Raw genomic sequence first — 16,263 nt, 5'->3', positions numbered from 1 at the left:
ATGGACGAATCATTTCAGACTCAGCATCAGTTCAGGCGTAAGCCGTATCCATATCATATGCTCGTGTATAGTGTTCAAAGGTAAGAAGGGTAAGGGTATTGTTCGCCTTATTAAAGGCGTAAATCAACACGAATATCCCTATGTGAATTCTCCATTTTCCCTCAAACTCAGCCCCAAGGGGAGAACCCATTTCGGGACTGTAAACCAGAAGGCTGAGGCGTGCCTTCACATAATCATATGTCGGCCTGTCGAGTTTGTACAGTTTTTTCAGATTTTTGCTGACTGAGGGGTGAACTGCTACTCTGTATGTCATTGTTCTACCTTTTCAAAAAATTCTTCGATTTCAAACTCAGGCAGATTATACTGTGAACAGTCTCGTTCTGCTTTTCGGATTTTAGAGGAAAATGATGGCTGAAAAGTAGCTTCAAGAGGGTATTTGATTTCATTGAACCTTTTTTCGAGTTCCTTTAAATGATTAAAAATTTCTGTAAATGTCATGCCAATCAACTCAATCCGTTTATAGGAGCTCCCAGGAACTTATTCGGGCTCAAAAGTACCTTTTAAGGTTTTTCTGAACAGACGCTTAAAGAAGATATAAAATAATCCTAATTATATAAATTTTTGGCATTAAATAAAGATAAAGTCATATCTTATAGATAAATTTGGAAACTGCTTACGCTAAACACAGGAAATCCGTATATAACAGTGAGTGTGTCGTTATTTTTCAACTAACTATTATATAATTTTGGGCATTATTCATATTCGGCAAATTAAATCTCATGAGAAATTTCATGAGCTAAATTAATGAACAATTTCATGAACCCCATTCACGAAAAAAGAAACAGGAGATCTTCAAATGCAGTACAGCATGGGAATTGACGCAGGAGGGACGTACACAGATTCGATCATCATCCGGGATTCCGATGGCAAGGTGATGGACTCGAACAAGGCACTTACGACCTATCCGGACCTTCTTGCAGGAATTAAAAATTCAATTGACGGGCTGGATGAAAAATACTTAAAAGAAGTAAAAATGGTGTCTGTATCTACAACTCTTGCTACAAACACGATCCTTGAAAAAAATGGCTATCCTGTAGGTTTGATTCTTGTCGGGGACTACGAAATCCCGGAAAAAATGAATGCTGAATTTTATGCAGTGGTAAAAGGAGGGCACGACCACCACGGAGCTGAACTGGAACCTCTTGATATGACAGCAGTTGAGGCTTTTGTCGAAAAGGTAAAAGACCGGGTCTCGGCGTTTGCAGTTTCTTCATACTTTAGCATCCGAAACCCTGCGCATGAAATGGTAATCAAAACCCGTATTCAGGAACTTACGGGCATTCCGGTTGTCTGCGGTCACGAGCTTTCCCTCGACCTAGGAGCGTATGAACGAGGGGTTACGGCTTACTTGAACGCCCAGCTCATCCCTATTGCAAGCCAGTTTATCCTTTCGATCCGGGAAGAGATCAAAAGGAGAGGGATGGACGCAAGGCTGCTCATGCTCAAATGCGACGGGTCGGTGGTGGGCATCGACGAAGCCCTTGAAAAACCCATAGAATCGATCTTTTCAGGCCCTGCTGCAAGCCTTGTAGGGGCATCTCACCTTTCAGGGCTTGAGACCTGTGCAGTCATAGATGTGGGCGGGACGAGTACGGATGTTTCCATGCTTGAAAACGGGCTTCCCGAACTCTGCCCGGAAGGGGCTGTAGTAGGGGGCTGGCAGACCAAGGTCAAGGCTATCCGTATGGAAACCTCGGCAATGGGGGGAGACAGCCACGTCTGGGCAAATAATATGAAAATCAACATCGGACCCCGTCGGGTAATCCCTCTCTGTGTTGCGGCTGTCAAATACCCCGGTTTTCTTGAAGTCCTGAGAAAAGGAAGAATCCCCGGGACCATGCACCTTGAAGAGAACGTACAGCCCACAAAGTTCTTCATAAGGACAGGGGCCGATGCATCAAAGCTTGGGAGTTATGAGCAGGAGCTCTTTGACAGGATAGGAGATACCCCAACTTCCCTCAACGATATCTTCTGGGAAACACAGAAAAACCTGTCCCCCGGCTTGCTAGATTCCCTGATCAGAAAACGCCTTATCCAGGCAATTGGCTTTACCCCGACTGATGCCCTGCATGTGCTCGGAGAATATAGGGGCTGGGATGCGGAAGCCTCGGTTGCCGGGGCAAAACTTCTCGAACGGTATATGCAGACAGACTACATCGAACTCTGCAAGCGTATAAAAAGGGATGTTGCAAAGAATATGGCAGTAAACCTGATGTCCTTTGTCTTAAAAGACATTCCCTCCCCGGAAATTGAAAAAATTATCCTGTCCGACAGGTTTGCGCAGTTCAGGATGAAAATCCCTGTCGTGCTTATCGGGGGCCCGGTCGTCGCCTATACAGAAGAATTGAAACAGATTCTTGATGCGGAAATCATGGTCCCCAGGTACTCGGAAGTAGGAAATGCTGTAGGGGCTGTTGTAGGAAAAGGCATAAAAAGGATCGAAATCCTTATCAAGAGCACCTATTCAAAAGAAAGAAAAAGGCTTGTACTTCTTTTCTCGCCCCGCGGTAGGGAAACCTTCGGGAGCTACTCAGAAGCCCTGGCACACGCCGAAGATCTTGGAAGGCAGCTTGTGATGGAATATATGACCGGGGCCGGGCTTGACAGGGGCGAGGTCCAGATAGAGATGAACAGAAAAGATATTTCCCTGAGTGAGGCAGGTGCAATACCCATAGAATCAAAACTCGTTTTTGTAGGAATCGGAATGCCGAAAGTCTGAGTTCCGGGACATCCGGAACATTTATATTTTCCCTCAATAATGCAGATATTACAACTCGGATTATAGAGGTTCAAAAGTAAAGACTGAAAGTAAGCCAGATAGAAGCTTTGAACTGAAATTGTTCTTAAGCCCGGGGTTTGCTTTTAAGCTCTAAATTTGTTCTTTAACAATCCGCTTGCTCCATAATTCCGGATTTCAGAATTTAAAAATAGATTTAATGGAAATTGACTTCAAGGAAAACCGGAAAAAATTGAAAGAAAAATGGCTTACGAACGATTTTAGTGTTTAAAGCATAAACGAGATCACTAAATGGCACCTTACGGGTGATCCGAAATAAAAAATGTATAAGGAGTAAAAAAAATGGCATACAGTCTGGGAATCGATGCCGGCGGGACATATACAGATTCCATATTAATCAGGAACTCGGATGGAAAAGTTATATGTTCAAATAAGGCACTAACAACATATCCCGACCTTCTTGAAGGAATAACGAATTCTATTGACGGGCTTGACCCGGAAAAGCTGAAACTTGTGACTATGGTTTCGGTTTCCACAACCCTTGCAACCAATACTATCCTGGAAAAGACAGGATATCCGGTTGGACTTATTCTTGTAGGAGACTATGAAATCCCTGCGGACTCGGAGGTCGCAAACTGCATAATGGTGCAGGGAGGACACGACAGCCGCGGAGAGGAGGTTGAAGCCCTCGACCTTTCCGCAGTCGAAAACTTTGTACTGAGGCTGAAGGACAGGGTCTCGGCTTTTGCAGTCTCCTCATATTTCAGTGTCCGCAACCCCGAGCATGAACTGCGAGTAAAAGCTCTTATCCAGGAACTCACCGGACTTCCGGTTGTCTGCGGGCATGAACTTGCCCAGTCTCTGGGAGCCTATGAAAGGGGAGTTACGGCTTACTTAAACGCCCAGCTCCTGCCGGTAGCAGAAGGATTCTTGAAGACCGTTGTAAACGAAATCGAAAGGAGAGGGCTTGAATCCAGAATTGCAATGCTCCGCTGCGACGGGTCAGTCGTAAGCATGCAGGAAGCCATGAAAAAGCCCATAGAATCAGTCTTTTCGGGCCCTGCTGCAAGCCTTTTAGGGGCGTCTTACCTCTCAGGCCAGGAGACGTGTACTGTTATCGATGTTGGGGGGACAAGCACGGATGTCTCGCTTATCCACAAAGGGCTGCCCTACCTCAGTGAAAACGGAGCTATTGTAGGGGGCTGGCAGACAAAGGTAAGGGCGCTCAGGATGGAGACCTCGGCAATAGGCGGGGACAGCCATATCTGGGTCCAGGGCAGCAGGACAAACATAGGACCCCGCCGGGTTATTCCGCTCTGCAGAGCTGCTGTCCTCTATCCGTCATTTATGAATACCCTGAAAAAACGCTGGATTCCGGACCGGCTAAAGCTGAACGAACATATACAGGCCACAAAATTCTTTGTGAGGACAAAACAGAAGGCTTCAAACCTGAGCAAAGAAGAAGAGGAGCTTCTCGCCCATATACGAAACGAACCGCTCTCCCTTAAAGACGTCTACTGGGACAGAAATATCCTCCCGTCAAAAAAAGTAATGGACTCCCTGATCCAGAGGAGGCTTGTCCAGGTTATCGGCTTTACCCCGACCGATGCCCTGCACGTCCTGGGAGAATACGATGAGTGGGATTCCGAAGCCTCGGAAATAGGGGCTACGTTGCTTGCAAACTTCCTCGGGACCGACAGACAGGAATTCTGTTTGGACGTGAAGCGGCTTTTTGCCCGGAACATGGCAAAAGACCTCCTTGCCTTCCTTATGGAAGGGGTTGACAGGAACGAAATCGAAAAAATGCTCGAAGGCAGCTTTTTCTCCCGCTTTAAGGTAGATATTCCGGTAATCCTTCTGGGAGGCCCGGTCAGAGCATATGTGGATGACCTGAAAAGACTGATCGATGCCGAAATACTTGTCCCGGAGTATTCCAGTGTAGGAAATGCAGTGGGAGCCCTTGTGGGAAAAGGGACAAAACGCGTTGAAATCACAGTTCGTACAATTTACAGTGAATCAAAGTATGACCTGAAGACAAAAGGGGTTTTTGTCTATACTCCCACAGGAAGGCGACACTTTATAATCAGGAGTGAAGCGCTCGAGTTTGCAGAGAGCTTCGGAAGAGAGCTCATCCTTGATTACATGGCAGAGTCAGGGCTTTCTCCGGACCAGGTCACGATCAATGTGGAAAGAAAGGATATAAAAGTTCATACGGGAGATATCCCCCTTGAGACCAGGCTTATCTTCGAAGGGATCTCAAACTCGGACGTGTACGAGAAAGCAGTTTCCGGGCATAAAGAATTATTCAACAGTTGTGAGGGAAATAGGGGACAGACAGAACCCCTGGACTGTAACTCTCCAGAAGAGACTTCCCTGACTGAAAATTGGGAGTGAAAAGGGGTAAAGTTCATAACTTCCCTGTACATTTGGATCATGAAATATCGCTAACTAAGTCCAGGGTTTGTTCGAGAACTTCACTCGATACTGTAGAAAACTCACATTTCGACCCCCCTTTCAAAAATAAGGTGATTTTTGCAACAACTGGATAAACTTATTGAATCTGCCGTAAAACATGCTCAACAAAATCAATGATTTTGGCTTGAATCCCACAATGTTCAAAAAAATCCAGTTCAAATTTAGAAAATAAAATAAAAAAATAGATACCTCTGAATAAATATAGTGAATATTGGGTAATTAATAGAAATGTAAAGGCAAAATTAGCAATGGACTGTGCGAATAAAAAAAATAAGTTGTGTTTTTTGGGAGGGGGTCGAAATGTGAGAGAAAAGTTTTAAATTATTGAAAATTATTCATTTGTGTATTTGTTGCCCAGATAATGGAAAATCGCTTAGTAGATGTATGTTAAAGGAGTTCACATGATCCCAAGGAAAGCATTTTTGACGAAAGGTACCGGGGTCCATAAGGACAGATTAGCATCCTTTGAACTTGCACTGAGGGATGCAAAAATTGAGAAATACAACCTTGTGAGCGTATCAAGTATTCTGCCTCCAAACTGCAAACTCGTAACCAGAGAAGAAGGTCTCTCCGAACTGAAACCGGGAGCAATTGTTCACTGTGTTCTCGCAAGAAACGACACCAACGAGCCTCACCGCCTGATGGCATCAGCTATAGGAACTGCTGTACCTGTGAACGAGGATAACTACGGCTATATTTCCGAACACCACTCATTCGGAGAAGAAGAAATAATTGCCGGAGAATACGCTGAAGACCTGGCTGCAACTATGCTCGCAACAACTCTCGGGATTGAGTTCAATGCGGAAATGGCCTGGCATGAGCGCGAACAGGTGTATAAGGCAAGCGGACACATTTTTGACACGTTTAATATCTGCCAGACTGCAGAAGGTGACAAGAACGGAAAGTGGACCACAGTTGTTGCTGCCATGGTTTTTGTTACGAGTAAATGTTGAGGGGCTAACCCCCCTTATCCTCATACTCCTGCATTTCAACAGCGTTTTTTCATTTTCTTATTTTTTGGCGGTCCCTGTTAAAATTCACGGAAGTTTGGGAATTAAAAGAAGATCGGTGACGAATCCGAGGACATGGCTTTAATGTATTGTTCCTTTGCTTCATCAAAGCGCTCAAGCTTGAAAAGGAACAGGCTGTAATTGTAGTGGGTGTTAACGTCTTCGGGGTCCAGTTCCAGGGCTTCACGGTACATGGCTTCAGCCTGCCTGAACATCCCCAGCCGTTTCAACAGATTGCCGTACTTGCAGAGCGTAGGAACATGGCACGGGTCTATTTCAAGAGTCTTTTTGTACTGGATTTCAGCTTCTTGATAGCGCCCAAGTTCAAAAAGGAGCTGCCCGTAGTTAGCCCTGGCATCCGCATCTCCGGGTTTCAGTCTGAGGATAAGCCTGTAATGCATTGCCGCCTCCTCAGCCCGGCCGGATTCCGAAAGCAGGTTCCCGTAGTTGCAGAGAGTACTTATATGTCCAGGGCTTACCTTCAAGACCTCTTTGTAATGAACTTCAGCTTCCTCAACCTTTCCTTCTTCCTTAAGGAAATTGGCATAATTATAGTTGGCTGACACGTGCTCCGGCACCTGTTCGAGCACCAGTCTGAAATGCTCTTCAGCCTCCTCTTTCCGTCCAAGTTCGACAAGGAGGTTGGAGTAGTTGCAGCGGTTGTTTGCATTTCCGGGATCCAGCTCGAGCACTGTCCTGAACTCGCGTTCCGCTTCCTGCATTTTCCCAAGCCCAAAAAAGAGGTTGCCGTAGTTGCAGTGGGTGCTGACATGCCCCGGGTCAAGTTCAAGAGCCCTCCTGTACCGGCTTTCTGCTTCAACTTTCTTCCCAAGCTCGGCAAGGACGATTCCCTGGTTGCAGAGGGAGTTGACGTGTCCGGGATCAAGCTTCAGGGCTTCATCGAATTCCTGAAGAGCAGCTTCCTTCCTCCCCATAAAATAGGCAAGAACTCCCGAAAGGAAATAAGCCTCAATTTGCTGTTCTCCTTCCCCCAGGAGAGCGCAAGCTTTCACAAACACGTATTCTTCCCTGAACATCCCCTTTGAGTCGCATATCCTTGCGATGTTCAGGAGAAAGTCCGGAGAAATTCCGTTTTTCCTTGAAAACTGGACTGTAAACTCAAGCGCTGCGCAGTGTCCGTCACTGTTTTTCCTCACCGATTCCACAACATCAAAAACAAGTTTATTGATCAGGTCCAGGTCCATAAAAATCAAATCCCTCAAAAATAATTTCCTGAGAACAAGCTTCAATTTCCTACTTATTTATCCTCTGATTTCAGCTGATAAATATTTTATTATATAACTAGGGCACATGGGAAGAGTTTGACAAAAGTTGTCCCGCTCGAATTGCGCCTCGGGATCACATGAAATCGGAGATTTCATGGGAGTTGCGATGTAATCGCAACAGTACGCGGTCCGTTTCGCTGCGCTCAAGCAGACTATTTATGGGTTAAGAAGTGAGCTGAGCTCAAGCAGACTATTTTATAAATTAGAGACAGGCGCTTCACTCAGCCGAACTAAATAAGATTTCTTCCCCATACAATGTTACTCTCTATATCGAGTCGTTCTTGTCCCGCTCGACGCAGGAGAGCGGTCTGTCCCAAAAAGACAAAACGAAGAAAAAGAGCACGTAAATAAGAATAAAAACAACATGCCAGCAATTAAAAGCTTCTGAGACGTTTGTGTGTGAAAAAGAGAACAGTAGGTCAAAAGGCATAAATTTTGGTCTTATTTCTCTTTAATTTCTGCTTCTTTTTCTGCTTTTTGTGAAAGATCGCCAGACAGGCTGGCGGAGGCGCTTATATTTATTTGTGAATTTTAATAAGGTCCCCCAGGTCAAAATCTGAGTTCTTCTGTTCTTTTTGCGTTGCAGACGAGACAGGTTCGGCCTGAAAGGCTGAAACAAAGTATTCAACTTTTGTTTGCTAACAGTAATTCCTGCAATTCTTTTAGAGAAAGGACTGAATCTTTTCTTCTGTGAATCATACGATGGCAATTAGCACACACACATATTAAATCTGTTTCAGCATTTATTGGAACAGAACCTTCTCCTTCGCAGAGTGGTTTTACATGATGAACTTCGATATAATCTCTCCCTATTTCACCATATGTCTTTTCAAAATCAAAACCGCATCCCTGGCATACAGTTCCATGTATTTTAATAGCATTACGTCTATTTTGTGCGTTTCGTTCATATCGAGTAGTATAACATAAAATCTTTTTACCGTCCGGTGTGCTTTCTACAATGGAACTTGTAAGCTCATCTTCTTCAGATGGAAATGGTTGATCATCTACCATACCAAGCTCTTCTAATGCCTGGACTAACTCATCTCTTAATTTCCAAACAAAATGCTTAGACGGATTGTAGTCTTGATGCCATCCTTCAAACGGTACAATGAATTTTGATTTATTACCGTCAGTACCGATTACTTCAAATCGATTTAGATATTTTAGAATTCGATTAGTTAGACCAATAACTATTCCGTTATATGGAGTGCCTTTCAACTCAGGAGAATACTTTGCCATTATTGCTTTTGATGTTGCTTGATGGTCAATTTCTTTATACCATTTCAAAACCATATCCAAAGCTTCTTTATAAAAAATGTTCTCATTTTGAAGCATTGATTTCCATTCTTCTACAGTGATATCAATGTCTGCTTCATATCGACCATCAGAATACCTCAAGTATCGCTGTTCCATCAGTAACTCACCTTTAAATTTGGAAATAAACCAAATGAAGATACAATCACTTTAGAAACGTTAAATTTTTTGATTTAAGAGCTTTTGACGTGATCACTTTCTCAAGTAACTTATACAATAATATCAACAAACTGCAACTTTTTACCATAAAACTTTGTATGAAAAAGTAAAGTATGTTCCTTTTTGATACCTGATTGGCTTATAGTTACAAATTATATATTCTGATATTGCACACTGGCTGAGTAAACAAACAAATTACATGAATTGGACATTTTGAAATGTTTAAATATAAACTGTCCTGATATTATTAACAGTGATAATATGGTAGATGAAATTGTTTTTTGCCCTATTTGTGGTCAAGGAACTTTAGATTCAGAAGAAATAGAAGAAAGTTCAAGTAATGAATATGTCGAAACTTTTTATTACTCCTGTGGTTACAAGCTAGTAAAAATTAAAATTTCAGCGACAACTAAAGTAAAAGCGGAACCAAAAAAAATGGTATCAAGAAGTGGAAACAAGACGAATGGTAAACATCAAGAATATGAGATAGAAGAGAGATTTCGAAAAAACGATCTAGATCAACCGGGAAAACCAACACTAGAAAGGATCTTTATAAATCATAAGGAGAATCCAACGTCGATTTTCCATGCCGTTAAATACTGTGAATCAAATGAATTTAAGCACATGGATTGCAAGACATGTGGAAACTCATGGAGATACGATTCTGGATTTCCTATGCAGAATTATTTTTCATTTGAGTTTAATCCAGAAGATAGTTACCCACATGGTTTCAAAATTCAGTGCCTAAAATGTAATGCAAAATATGAAATGAGAAAATAACATTTATTTTGGCATCGGTTAACGAATTTTATGCACAACTTCAAATACCATAAATAGCTATTTTCCGGTACAATTCATAGATATCTACATAAAAAAATAATAATTTTTTGGCATTTCGGATCTTAAACGAATCCAAATGGATATTCAGCATATTTTTCCTTTCTCCAAGTAAATCAAAAGAAGAAGAGAAAGAAGAACATGGAAGTAAAAAGGGGAGTAGAAAGAAATCCATAACAGACTCAATAAATTAATCCATTTCCCTCTTTACTCCCGAAATTTACTCTACAAAATAAATCATTTCATTGGGAGTGCGGGTAAGTTCGTTGCTTTCTATCTCCGATAGAATAAGTTTCTCTATCCTGTCCCAGGTATTTTTGCGGGTTGTTTTAATGCCCAGGACCCTTGAGGTCTGGATAATCAGGTCTTCAAGAGGGGTCGAATACTGGGTGTTAAGGACGAAACGGACAGCTTCTTTTATCTCCTCATCACAGATCCATTCGATCTTTGCATATGTTTCAGTATCCCGCTTGCGCAGGAGTTCTGCAGGTTCCGAAAGCGGCCAGTAGAACTCGCCTCTTGCCACGATTTTCCCCGAGCTTTCAGCCTCTGCCAGGGAGTCCAGGATTCTATGCTTGATTTTGCTGAACATGCGGGGGATTCCCGTATGGGCCTTTATCCTCTGGATTATTTCCTCTGCGTGGACAGGCCCTTCGTATTCCACGATTCTTATAACGGCTTCTTCGAGCTGCTCATCGGAAATTTCAGAAAGGTCTGTTGACTCCGGGAGTCCTGAGGAGGTACAAATTTGGTAGGAAGGGACAAGAGCTCCAAGGGAATTCCCTTTCTCGGAAGATTTTTCAGTTTCGGTTTTCAGAGTTTCGGGAGCAGAAACCTCGATACTTTCGATATCTTCATTCTCAAGCCTCGAACCCTCAAGCCCTGAACCTGGATCGGATTCGGTTTTTTCTTCGGAGTTGGCAACGGAAACTGTTTCAGATGTTTCAGATGTAACTTCAGGTTCAAAATCCCTTGCCGAGTCAGGATAATCAGCTTCCTCGGAATCTCCAGGTTCAAAGAAGCCTCCTGAGCCGTAGATGTAAGCAAATTCATTAATTTTTCTGCTTTTTCTCTTTTTTACCGGACCTGCACTGAAATCGATATCGGGATAAGCCTGGAAGAAGTTTACCTTCTCAGGTTCGGGTTCGGGGATGAGATCAGCTTCTTCGTCCGTATTCGTCTCGAAATCCTCACGTGGATCAACACTGAATTTAAGGAGATTCGATTTCCTGGATCTTCGGACAGGTTTCTTTCTGGAGTTTTCGTTAGCGAGTGTAGCCAGATACCGGGCTTTCGAAGTCATCTCAGGAATAAAGTCCGAGCCTGAACGGGAGAAAAGTCCGTCTCCCAGTGAGGAGAAAGCATCAGTATGGGAATCTTCAGCTTCGGTATCGGTTTCAGTTTCATACTTTACTTCAGCGTCCGGTTCATCACTTTGTTCATCATTTTGTTCATCACTTTGTTCATCATTTTGTTCGTCACTTTGTTCATATTCGGTTTCAAGTTCACTTCTATCTTTTTCTTCAGCTACTCTTTTGATTTCCCCTTCATATTCCGCTTCAGAGAAAATCGGTGAGGAAGATTTCATTTCAGGGACATTCTTTTCAGGAGGAACCTTTCCGGGATTATCTTCTACAATGAAACCCTTTTCAGGGGAATTTTCCGAAAGGAATTCTACCTTACTGGGAACTTTTGCAGGGGACGCCGTTTCAAAGGAATTCAAGTCAGACGTATTAAATTTGCTTTCCTGAGGGGAGAGCAGGCTTGCAGCAGGAACGGCATTTACCTCAGCAGTTCGGGCTATTTCATAAGTTCCGGCGGATTTTGCCCAGACAGAAGGTTCGTTTATTATCACAAGTTCGGGTTTGGGTTCGGATTTTGCCTGCCGTTTTGCCTGTTTAACAGCTGTTTTTACAGTCTCGAGCAGTTTTTCCCTGCACTCTTTTGGGTGAAGGTACCAGTCTGTGGACCAGACCCTGTAGATTTTCCAGCCCAGCCCTTCGAGAATCTGCTGGCGCAAGCGGTCTCGGTCCCTTGCAACGGGAGAGGAATGGTAGCTTGCTCCATCACACTCAATCCCGAGCACATACCTGCCCGGATGGCGGGGGTCGGGGACTGCAAGGTCAAGTCTGTACCCGGCACATCCGATCTGACTGTGTACCTCACATCCGTTTTCAGTAAGGAACTCTGAAATTGCTTCTTCGAAAGGAGAATCAAGCTCCTGTCCCCCGCATGACTGAACCGGAAGTGTACCGCTCTCGGCAAACTCAAGGAAGACTTTGAGGGCTTGAAGCCCGAAAGAGGTATTTTCATCAATGGGCAGATCTCTTGAAGTAAAGTTGGAAAAGACGACACATTTTTCCCTTGCCCTTGTGATAAGTACATTCAGGCGCCTTTCTCCACCTTCCCGGTTGAGAGGCCCGAAGTTAAGGGAAAGCCGTCTGTTATTATCAAACCCGAAGCCCACACTCAGCAGGATGACGTCCCTTTCGTCTCCCTGGATGGTTTCGAGGTTCTTTACGAAGAAGTGTTCGCCTCTGTCATTCCCGAAGTTGAGGTCAACGCCCGGGTTTGCTTTCTGGAGGGCTTCGATCTCGTCCAGGATAGCTTCCTGCTGTTTAATGTTGAAAGTGCCGACCCCAAGGCTTTTTTCGGGATACTTCTGGAAATGCTCGAAAACAGCCCTGGATACGGCTCTCGCCTCGATCCTGTTGACTCCGCTCTTGCCCCTGTCATAAGCCGCATCAGGGAGGTGGACGAACTTCAACCCCAGGCTCTCATCCTTCTGCATGGGGGAAGGGTAAACATAGAGGCGGTTGTCGTAAAACTCCTGGTTTGAAATCGCAATCAAAGACTCATGCCTGCTCCTATAGTGCCAGCGCAGGGTCTTTACCGGGAAGCTGCGCTTGCAGACGTTCAGGATGCTTTCCATATCCCCGGCAGAGGTATAGTCGTCAGGCTCGCTTTCGGGGGAGTCAACAACCGTATCGAAGAAGTCGGTTGGAGGGAGCTGTTTTGAGTCTCCCATTACCACTACCTGTTTTCCGCGCAGGAGGGCTCCTACAGCATCTTCGGGCCTGACCTGACTTGCCTCGTCGAAGATGATTACATCAAACCTTGTGCTCCGCGGGTCAAGGTACTGGGCAATGGAAAGCGGGCTCATCAGGAAGCAGGGCTTTATTTTTTGCACAAGGCTGCCTGCTTTTTTCATCAGGGTACGGATGGGCATGTGCCCGCGTTTGCGGTTGAATTCATTGAGCAAAATTCCGGCTTCGGAAGCTCTCGAGGCACCCGAGGTCAGTTTTGGGGTTTCCTCATAAGCAGAACAGACAATTCTCTTCCTGTTCTCCAGCAGGACTTTCTTGTCAAGCTCGGTGAACTTGCTGATCTTACCTTCATGGAGTTCACGGATAAAAGCAGAGAGCTCCGGCCTTTCCCTGAAAGCCCGATGCAGCATGCTTTCGGCGTAGTTGCCTTCAAAAGCCGGGATCATATCTTCGGGCTCTATTTTTCCGGCTTCGAGATCATCCATCATTGGAGAGGCAAGGGTTTCAAGGCTGGCCTTCCGGTATCCCAGGTACTGGCTCCAGAAGACGAGGGACGAAGTTTCGTCTTTCCATCTGGTTACACGGGACTTCAACTGACTGAGCTTTACGGCCTCCGGGTCGCTTCCGAACATTTTCCCGAAATCTGCCCCTATAAGAGGCCCGAATTTTTCGAGGGAAGAAAGAAAAGCCTGTTTTGCTTCCAGGGCTTCATTTATGGCAGCTTCAACGGAGACTGCGTCAACCCCGTTTCCTATCAGTGTGACTGATTTGTCAGTTATAGCTCCTTCCCTGACTAGCCTGCGGAAGGGAACCAGCCACCTGCAATGTTCTTCCAGCAGGACAGGGTCGCTTTCAAAGCCCTTCCAGTAGTCTCCGAAGAACTTTTTGCCCGACAGTTCGGAGCCTTCAAGCTCCTGCCTGTGAGCCTTTAACTCGGAAACGCAGGCAAGGTCGAGCAGGATTCTGTTGTCCTTTGAAGGTGCTCCTGAAAGATAGCAGGCTGAAATCTCCTTTTTCAGTTTCCTGTACTTTGAATTTAAAACACTGAACAGCTTACCTGAAACGTCTTTAAACTCCGATGTATTAAGGTCAAAAACCGCAGGATGGAATGTTTTGTCTACAAAGGTTTTCAGTTCCCCGTACTGCCTGACTTTTGAAACCAGGGCTTCGGCTTCGGAGCTTGAAGTATCGGAGTCCCAGGCAGGGTTCTTGAGCTGTTTTTCGGGCAGGGGTTTTGATTTCCCTATAATTTTTGCAGCTTCGGTTATACCTTCAATATCTTTAAGTGTCTGGGGTTTTGAGGTTGCAGAGAGGTCATTAAGGGTTTTTGTTGCCTTCTCAAGGTTTTCAAAAGCAAAAGCACACTCGTCTGCAGCCGATCCTATATCCCCAAGATCCGAAGGCAGCACAAGCCCGGGCTCGCAGCCGTACCAGGGATTTTTCCTGACCGGGCCGAGAGCCGGGAGCACCTGCCCCATTTTCTCAATAACGGACTCAGCTTCCAGCCAGTCCTTTGGTTCCCAGGTATCGGGGTCCTGGAACTTAAAAAGGGGCATTTTCAGGCCCTTTGACTCAAAGTAAATCCGGGTCTTTTCTTTTATCCCGTAGAGGGCATAGAGGCTTGGGTAGATCTTTCCTGCAGGTTCCCGAAGAGTTTCCGCATACCCGTTGAGTTCCTGTTTAAGTTTTTCAAGTTCGTTAAGGTCCCGCTCAGCGCTGATGGCAGGAGGGACAGGTCGGTTGAGGGCTTTTTCCAGTTCTTCAAGCACGGCTTTTTTCCGGGTCTGGTGGCTGTGCACCTCCAGACAGAGCTCTCCTAACCCGGCATTATCGAGCCTGCTCTTTACAACCTGCAGGGCAGCCATCTTTTCACTAACAAAGAGTACGCTTTTTCCCTGGGCAAGCAGTTCTGCAATCGTATTTGCAATGGTCTGGGATTTTCCCGTGCCCGGAGGCCCTTCCACAACAAGGTCTTTTCCGGCCTTTACATCCTCAATGACTGCAATCTGCGAGGAATCCGCATCCATTATGTGATAGGTATCTTTTGCCGAAAGTTTCAGGTCGACTTCATCTTCCCGGAAGCCCTGAACCTCACACTCGGGCTCTTCGGGGTTGAAGACCTTCTGGATCAGGGGATGCTCGGCAGGGGACATGTCCTCAGGCCAGGTTGCAGGGTCCAGGTCCTTGTACATGACAAATTTCCTGAAATTGAAGAGGTCAAGGCAGACTTCAGGAATGATCTTCCAGTCCGGCTTTTCGCGGATTGCCTCAAGCACGGCCCTGAAGTATTCCTGAATCCCGGAAGCGTCCTCAGGCATTTCAAACTCGGGAACCTCTATCCCGAACTCTTTCATCTTCGCCTGCAGGGTAATGGAGGTGAAGATTTCGTCCCCGGTCCACTGGATGCTGAAGTTCCTGCCTTTTCCTATCCTCTTGAGTTCGACAGGGACAAGGACAAGGGGAGCTTTCGGGTTCTTTACTGAAGATTTAATCTCACTCCACTGCAGAAAACCCATTGCAAGATAGAGGACAGGATAACCCTGTTCTTCAAAAATAGAATTCGCCTGGTTGTAGACGTAAAAAAGCTTCCTGTCGAGGGTCTCACTGTCATCAGAAGTTTCAAGAAAAGGTTCGAAACGGGAATTATGGGGTTTATTCTTCTCTTCCGAAGCAAGGATTCTTCCTATCGTTTTCAGAAGCCTGCTTTCACTTTCCGCAGCGTCGTCTTCCCCTTCATCCCCGTTTGCACTTTTTTTTCCTCTTTTGGGCCTGGTCTTTACTGCCCGGAACTTCATTGATTTTTCCTGAAGAACAAAAAGGTCATAGACCTCCTCCGGGGTTCTGCCCGTAATTGAGATAGTCCGTCTCGTGGAAGGGCGGTAATTGAGAAGGTTATTACGAAGGGATAGATCAAGCAAGTTTTGTCTTAATGATTCCAGTTCCTTTACTATGTCTACCATAAAATACCAGGCCCTTTTCAAATAATCAAGAAAATATATTTAAGATACGAATAAGAATACAGGATGATTGTTAATAAATTTTGTTGATGTCCTGTCGGAGAGCAAAACTTCAAATTGCGAATGAATTCTGCTGAAAGGAGATCGAACTCCTCTGTAAGTCTTACCCAGTTCAGAAAGAATCTACTCCCACTAATCCACAACTGTAGAATATTGATACAAGAGTATAAAATCTTTTACCAGATAATTGACTGTTGATTTACTGAGGATTTACTGAGGATTTACTGTTATTGATTTATTTTCGGATTTACTGTTGACTCGCTGAATGCTGTACCGAAAAAAACCTATTTTGTTCCTGATTTAACAAAGTTTATTCTGCTT

Annotated in this window: 10 protein-coding genes; 5 read left to right on the top strand and 5 right to left on the bottom strand. The window is 44.8% G+C overall.

Annotated elements, in window-relative coordinates:
- Window positions 1-31 precede the first annotated feature (31 nt).
- Complete coding sequence (locus MSSIT_RS14600) at window positions 32-313, bottom strand: type II toxin-antitoxin system RelE family toxin (protein WP_048173310.1); 282 nt, start codon at window positions 311-313, stop codon at window positions 32-34.
- Window positions 310-498: a hypothetical protein gene (locus MSSIT_RS14595; RefSeq protein ID WP_048173308.1), complete on the bottom strand. Its 189-nt coding sequence runs from the start codon at window positions 496-498 to the stop codon at window positions 310-312. The genes MSSIT_RS14600 and MSSIT_RS14595 overlap by 4 nt, the downstream gene beginning before the upstream one ends.
- Before the next feature lie 358 nt (window positions 499-856).
- Here MSSIT_RS14595 and MSSIT_RS14590 point away from each other — a divergent pair, with 358 nt between their 5' ends.
- From MSSIT_RS14590 to MSSIT_RS14580, 3 genes are all read left to right on the top strand, one after another.
- Window positions 857-2,779 (top strand): hydantoinase/oxoprolinase N-terminal domain-containing protein, encoded by a 1,923-nt coding sequence (locus MSSIT_RS14590; protein WP_048173306.1) that lies wholly within the window; start codon window positions 857-859, stop codon window positions 2,777-2,779.
- A 360-nt stretch (window positions 2,780-3,139) separates the two neighbouring features.
- Window positions 3,140-5,191 carry a hydantoinase/oxoprolinase N-terminal domain-containing protein gene (locus tag MSSIT_RS14585; RefSeq protein ID WP_048173304.1) on the top strand — a complete coding sequence of 684 codons (2,052 nt, stop codon included), beginning with the start codon at window positions 3,140-3,142 and terminating at the stop codon, window positions 5,189-5,191.
- Between the two features lie 482 nt (window positions 5,192-5,673).
- Window positions 5,674-6,225, top strand: coding sequence for a pyruvoyl-dependent arginine decarboxylase (locus MSSIT_RS14580; protein ID WP_048173302.1), 552 nt, complete (start codon window positions 5,674-5,676; stop codon window positions 6,223-6,225).
- 101 nt (window positions 6,226-6,326) lie between these two features.
- Here the strand turns inward: MSSIT_RS14580 and MSSIT_RS14575 are convergent, their stop codons facing one another.
- Both MSSIT_RS14575 and MSSIT_RS14570 read right to left on the bottom strand, forming a co-directional pair.
- Window positions 6,327-7,487 (bottom strand): tetratricopeptide repeat protein, encoded by a 1,161-nt coding sequence (locus tag MSSIT_RS14575; protein WP_048174885.1) that lies wholly within the window; start codon window positions 7,485-7,487, stop codon window positions 6,327-6,329.
- 705 nt (window positions 7,488-8,192) lie between these two features.
- On the bottom strand, window positions 8,193-8,981 hold the full coding sequence (locus MSSIT_RS14570; RefSeq protein WP_048173300.1) for an HNH endonuclease: 789 nt from the start codon (window positions 8,979-8,981) through the stop codon (window positions 8,193-8,195).
- Window positions 8,982-9,302: 321 nt separating this feature from the next.
- Here MSSIT_RS14570 and MSSIT_RS14565 point away from each other — a divergent pair, with 321 nt between their 5' ends.
- On the top strand, window positions 9,303-9,821 hold the full coding sequence (locus MSSIT_RS14565) for a hypothetical protein (protein WP_048173298.1): 519 nt from the start codon (window positions 9,303-9,305) through the stop codon (window positions 9,819-9,821).
- Between the two features lie 107 nt (window positions 9,822-9,928).
- Window positions 9,929-10,072, top strand: a complete 144-nt coding sequence (locus tag MSSIT_RS24260) for a hypothetical protein (protein WP_156157452.1) — start codon at window positions 9,929-9,931, stop codon at window positions 10,070-10,072.
- A 26-nt stretch (window positions 10,073-10,098) separates the two neighbouring features.
- On the opposite strand, the gene MSSIT_RS14560 is transcribed toward MSSIT_RS24260, so the two are convergent.
- The gene (locus MSSIT_RS14560) at window positions 10,099-15,885 is read right to left on the bottom strand and encodes a DUF3320 domain-containing protein (protein ID WP_048173297.1); all 5,787 of its coding nucleotides are present in this window, start codon (window positions 15,883-15,885) and stop codon (window positions 10,099-10,101) included.
- Between the last annotated feature and the right edge of the window lie 378 nt (window positions 15,886-16,263).

Source organism: Methanosarcina siciliae T4/M (genome assembly GCF_000970085.1).
GTDB classification, from domain to species: domain Archaea; phylum Halobacteriota; class Methanosarcinia; order Methanosarcinales; family Methanosarcinaceae; genus Methanosarcina; species Methanosarcina siciliae.
This window is presented reverse-complemented; position numbering and strand designations above follow the sequence as displayed.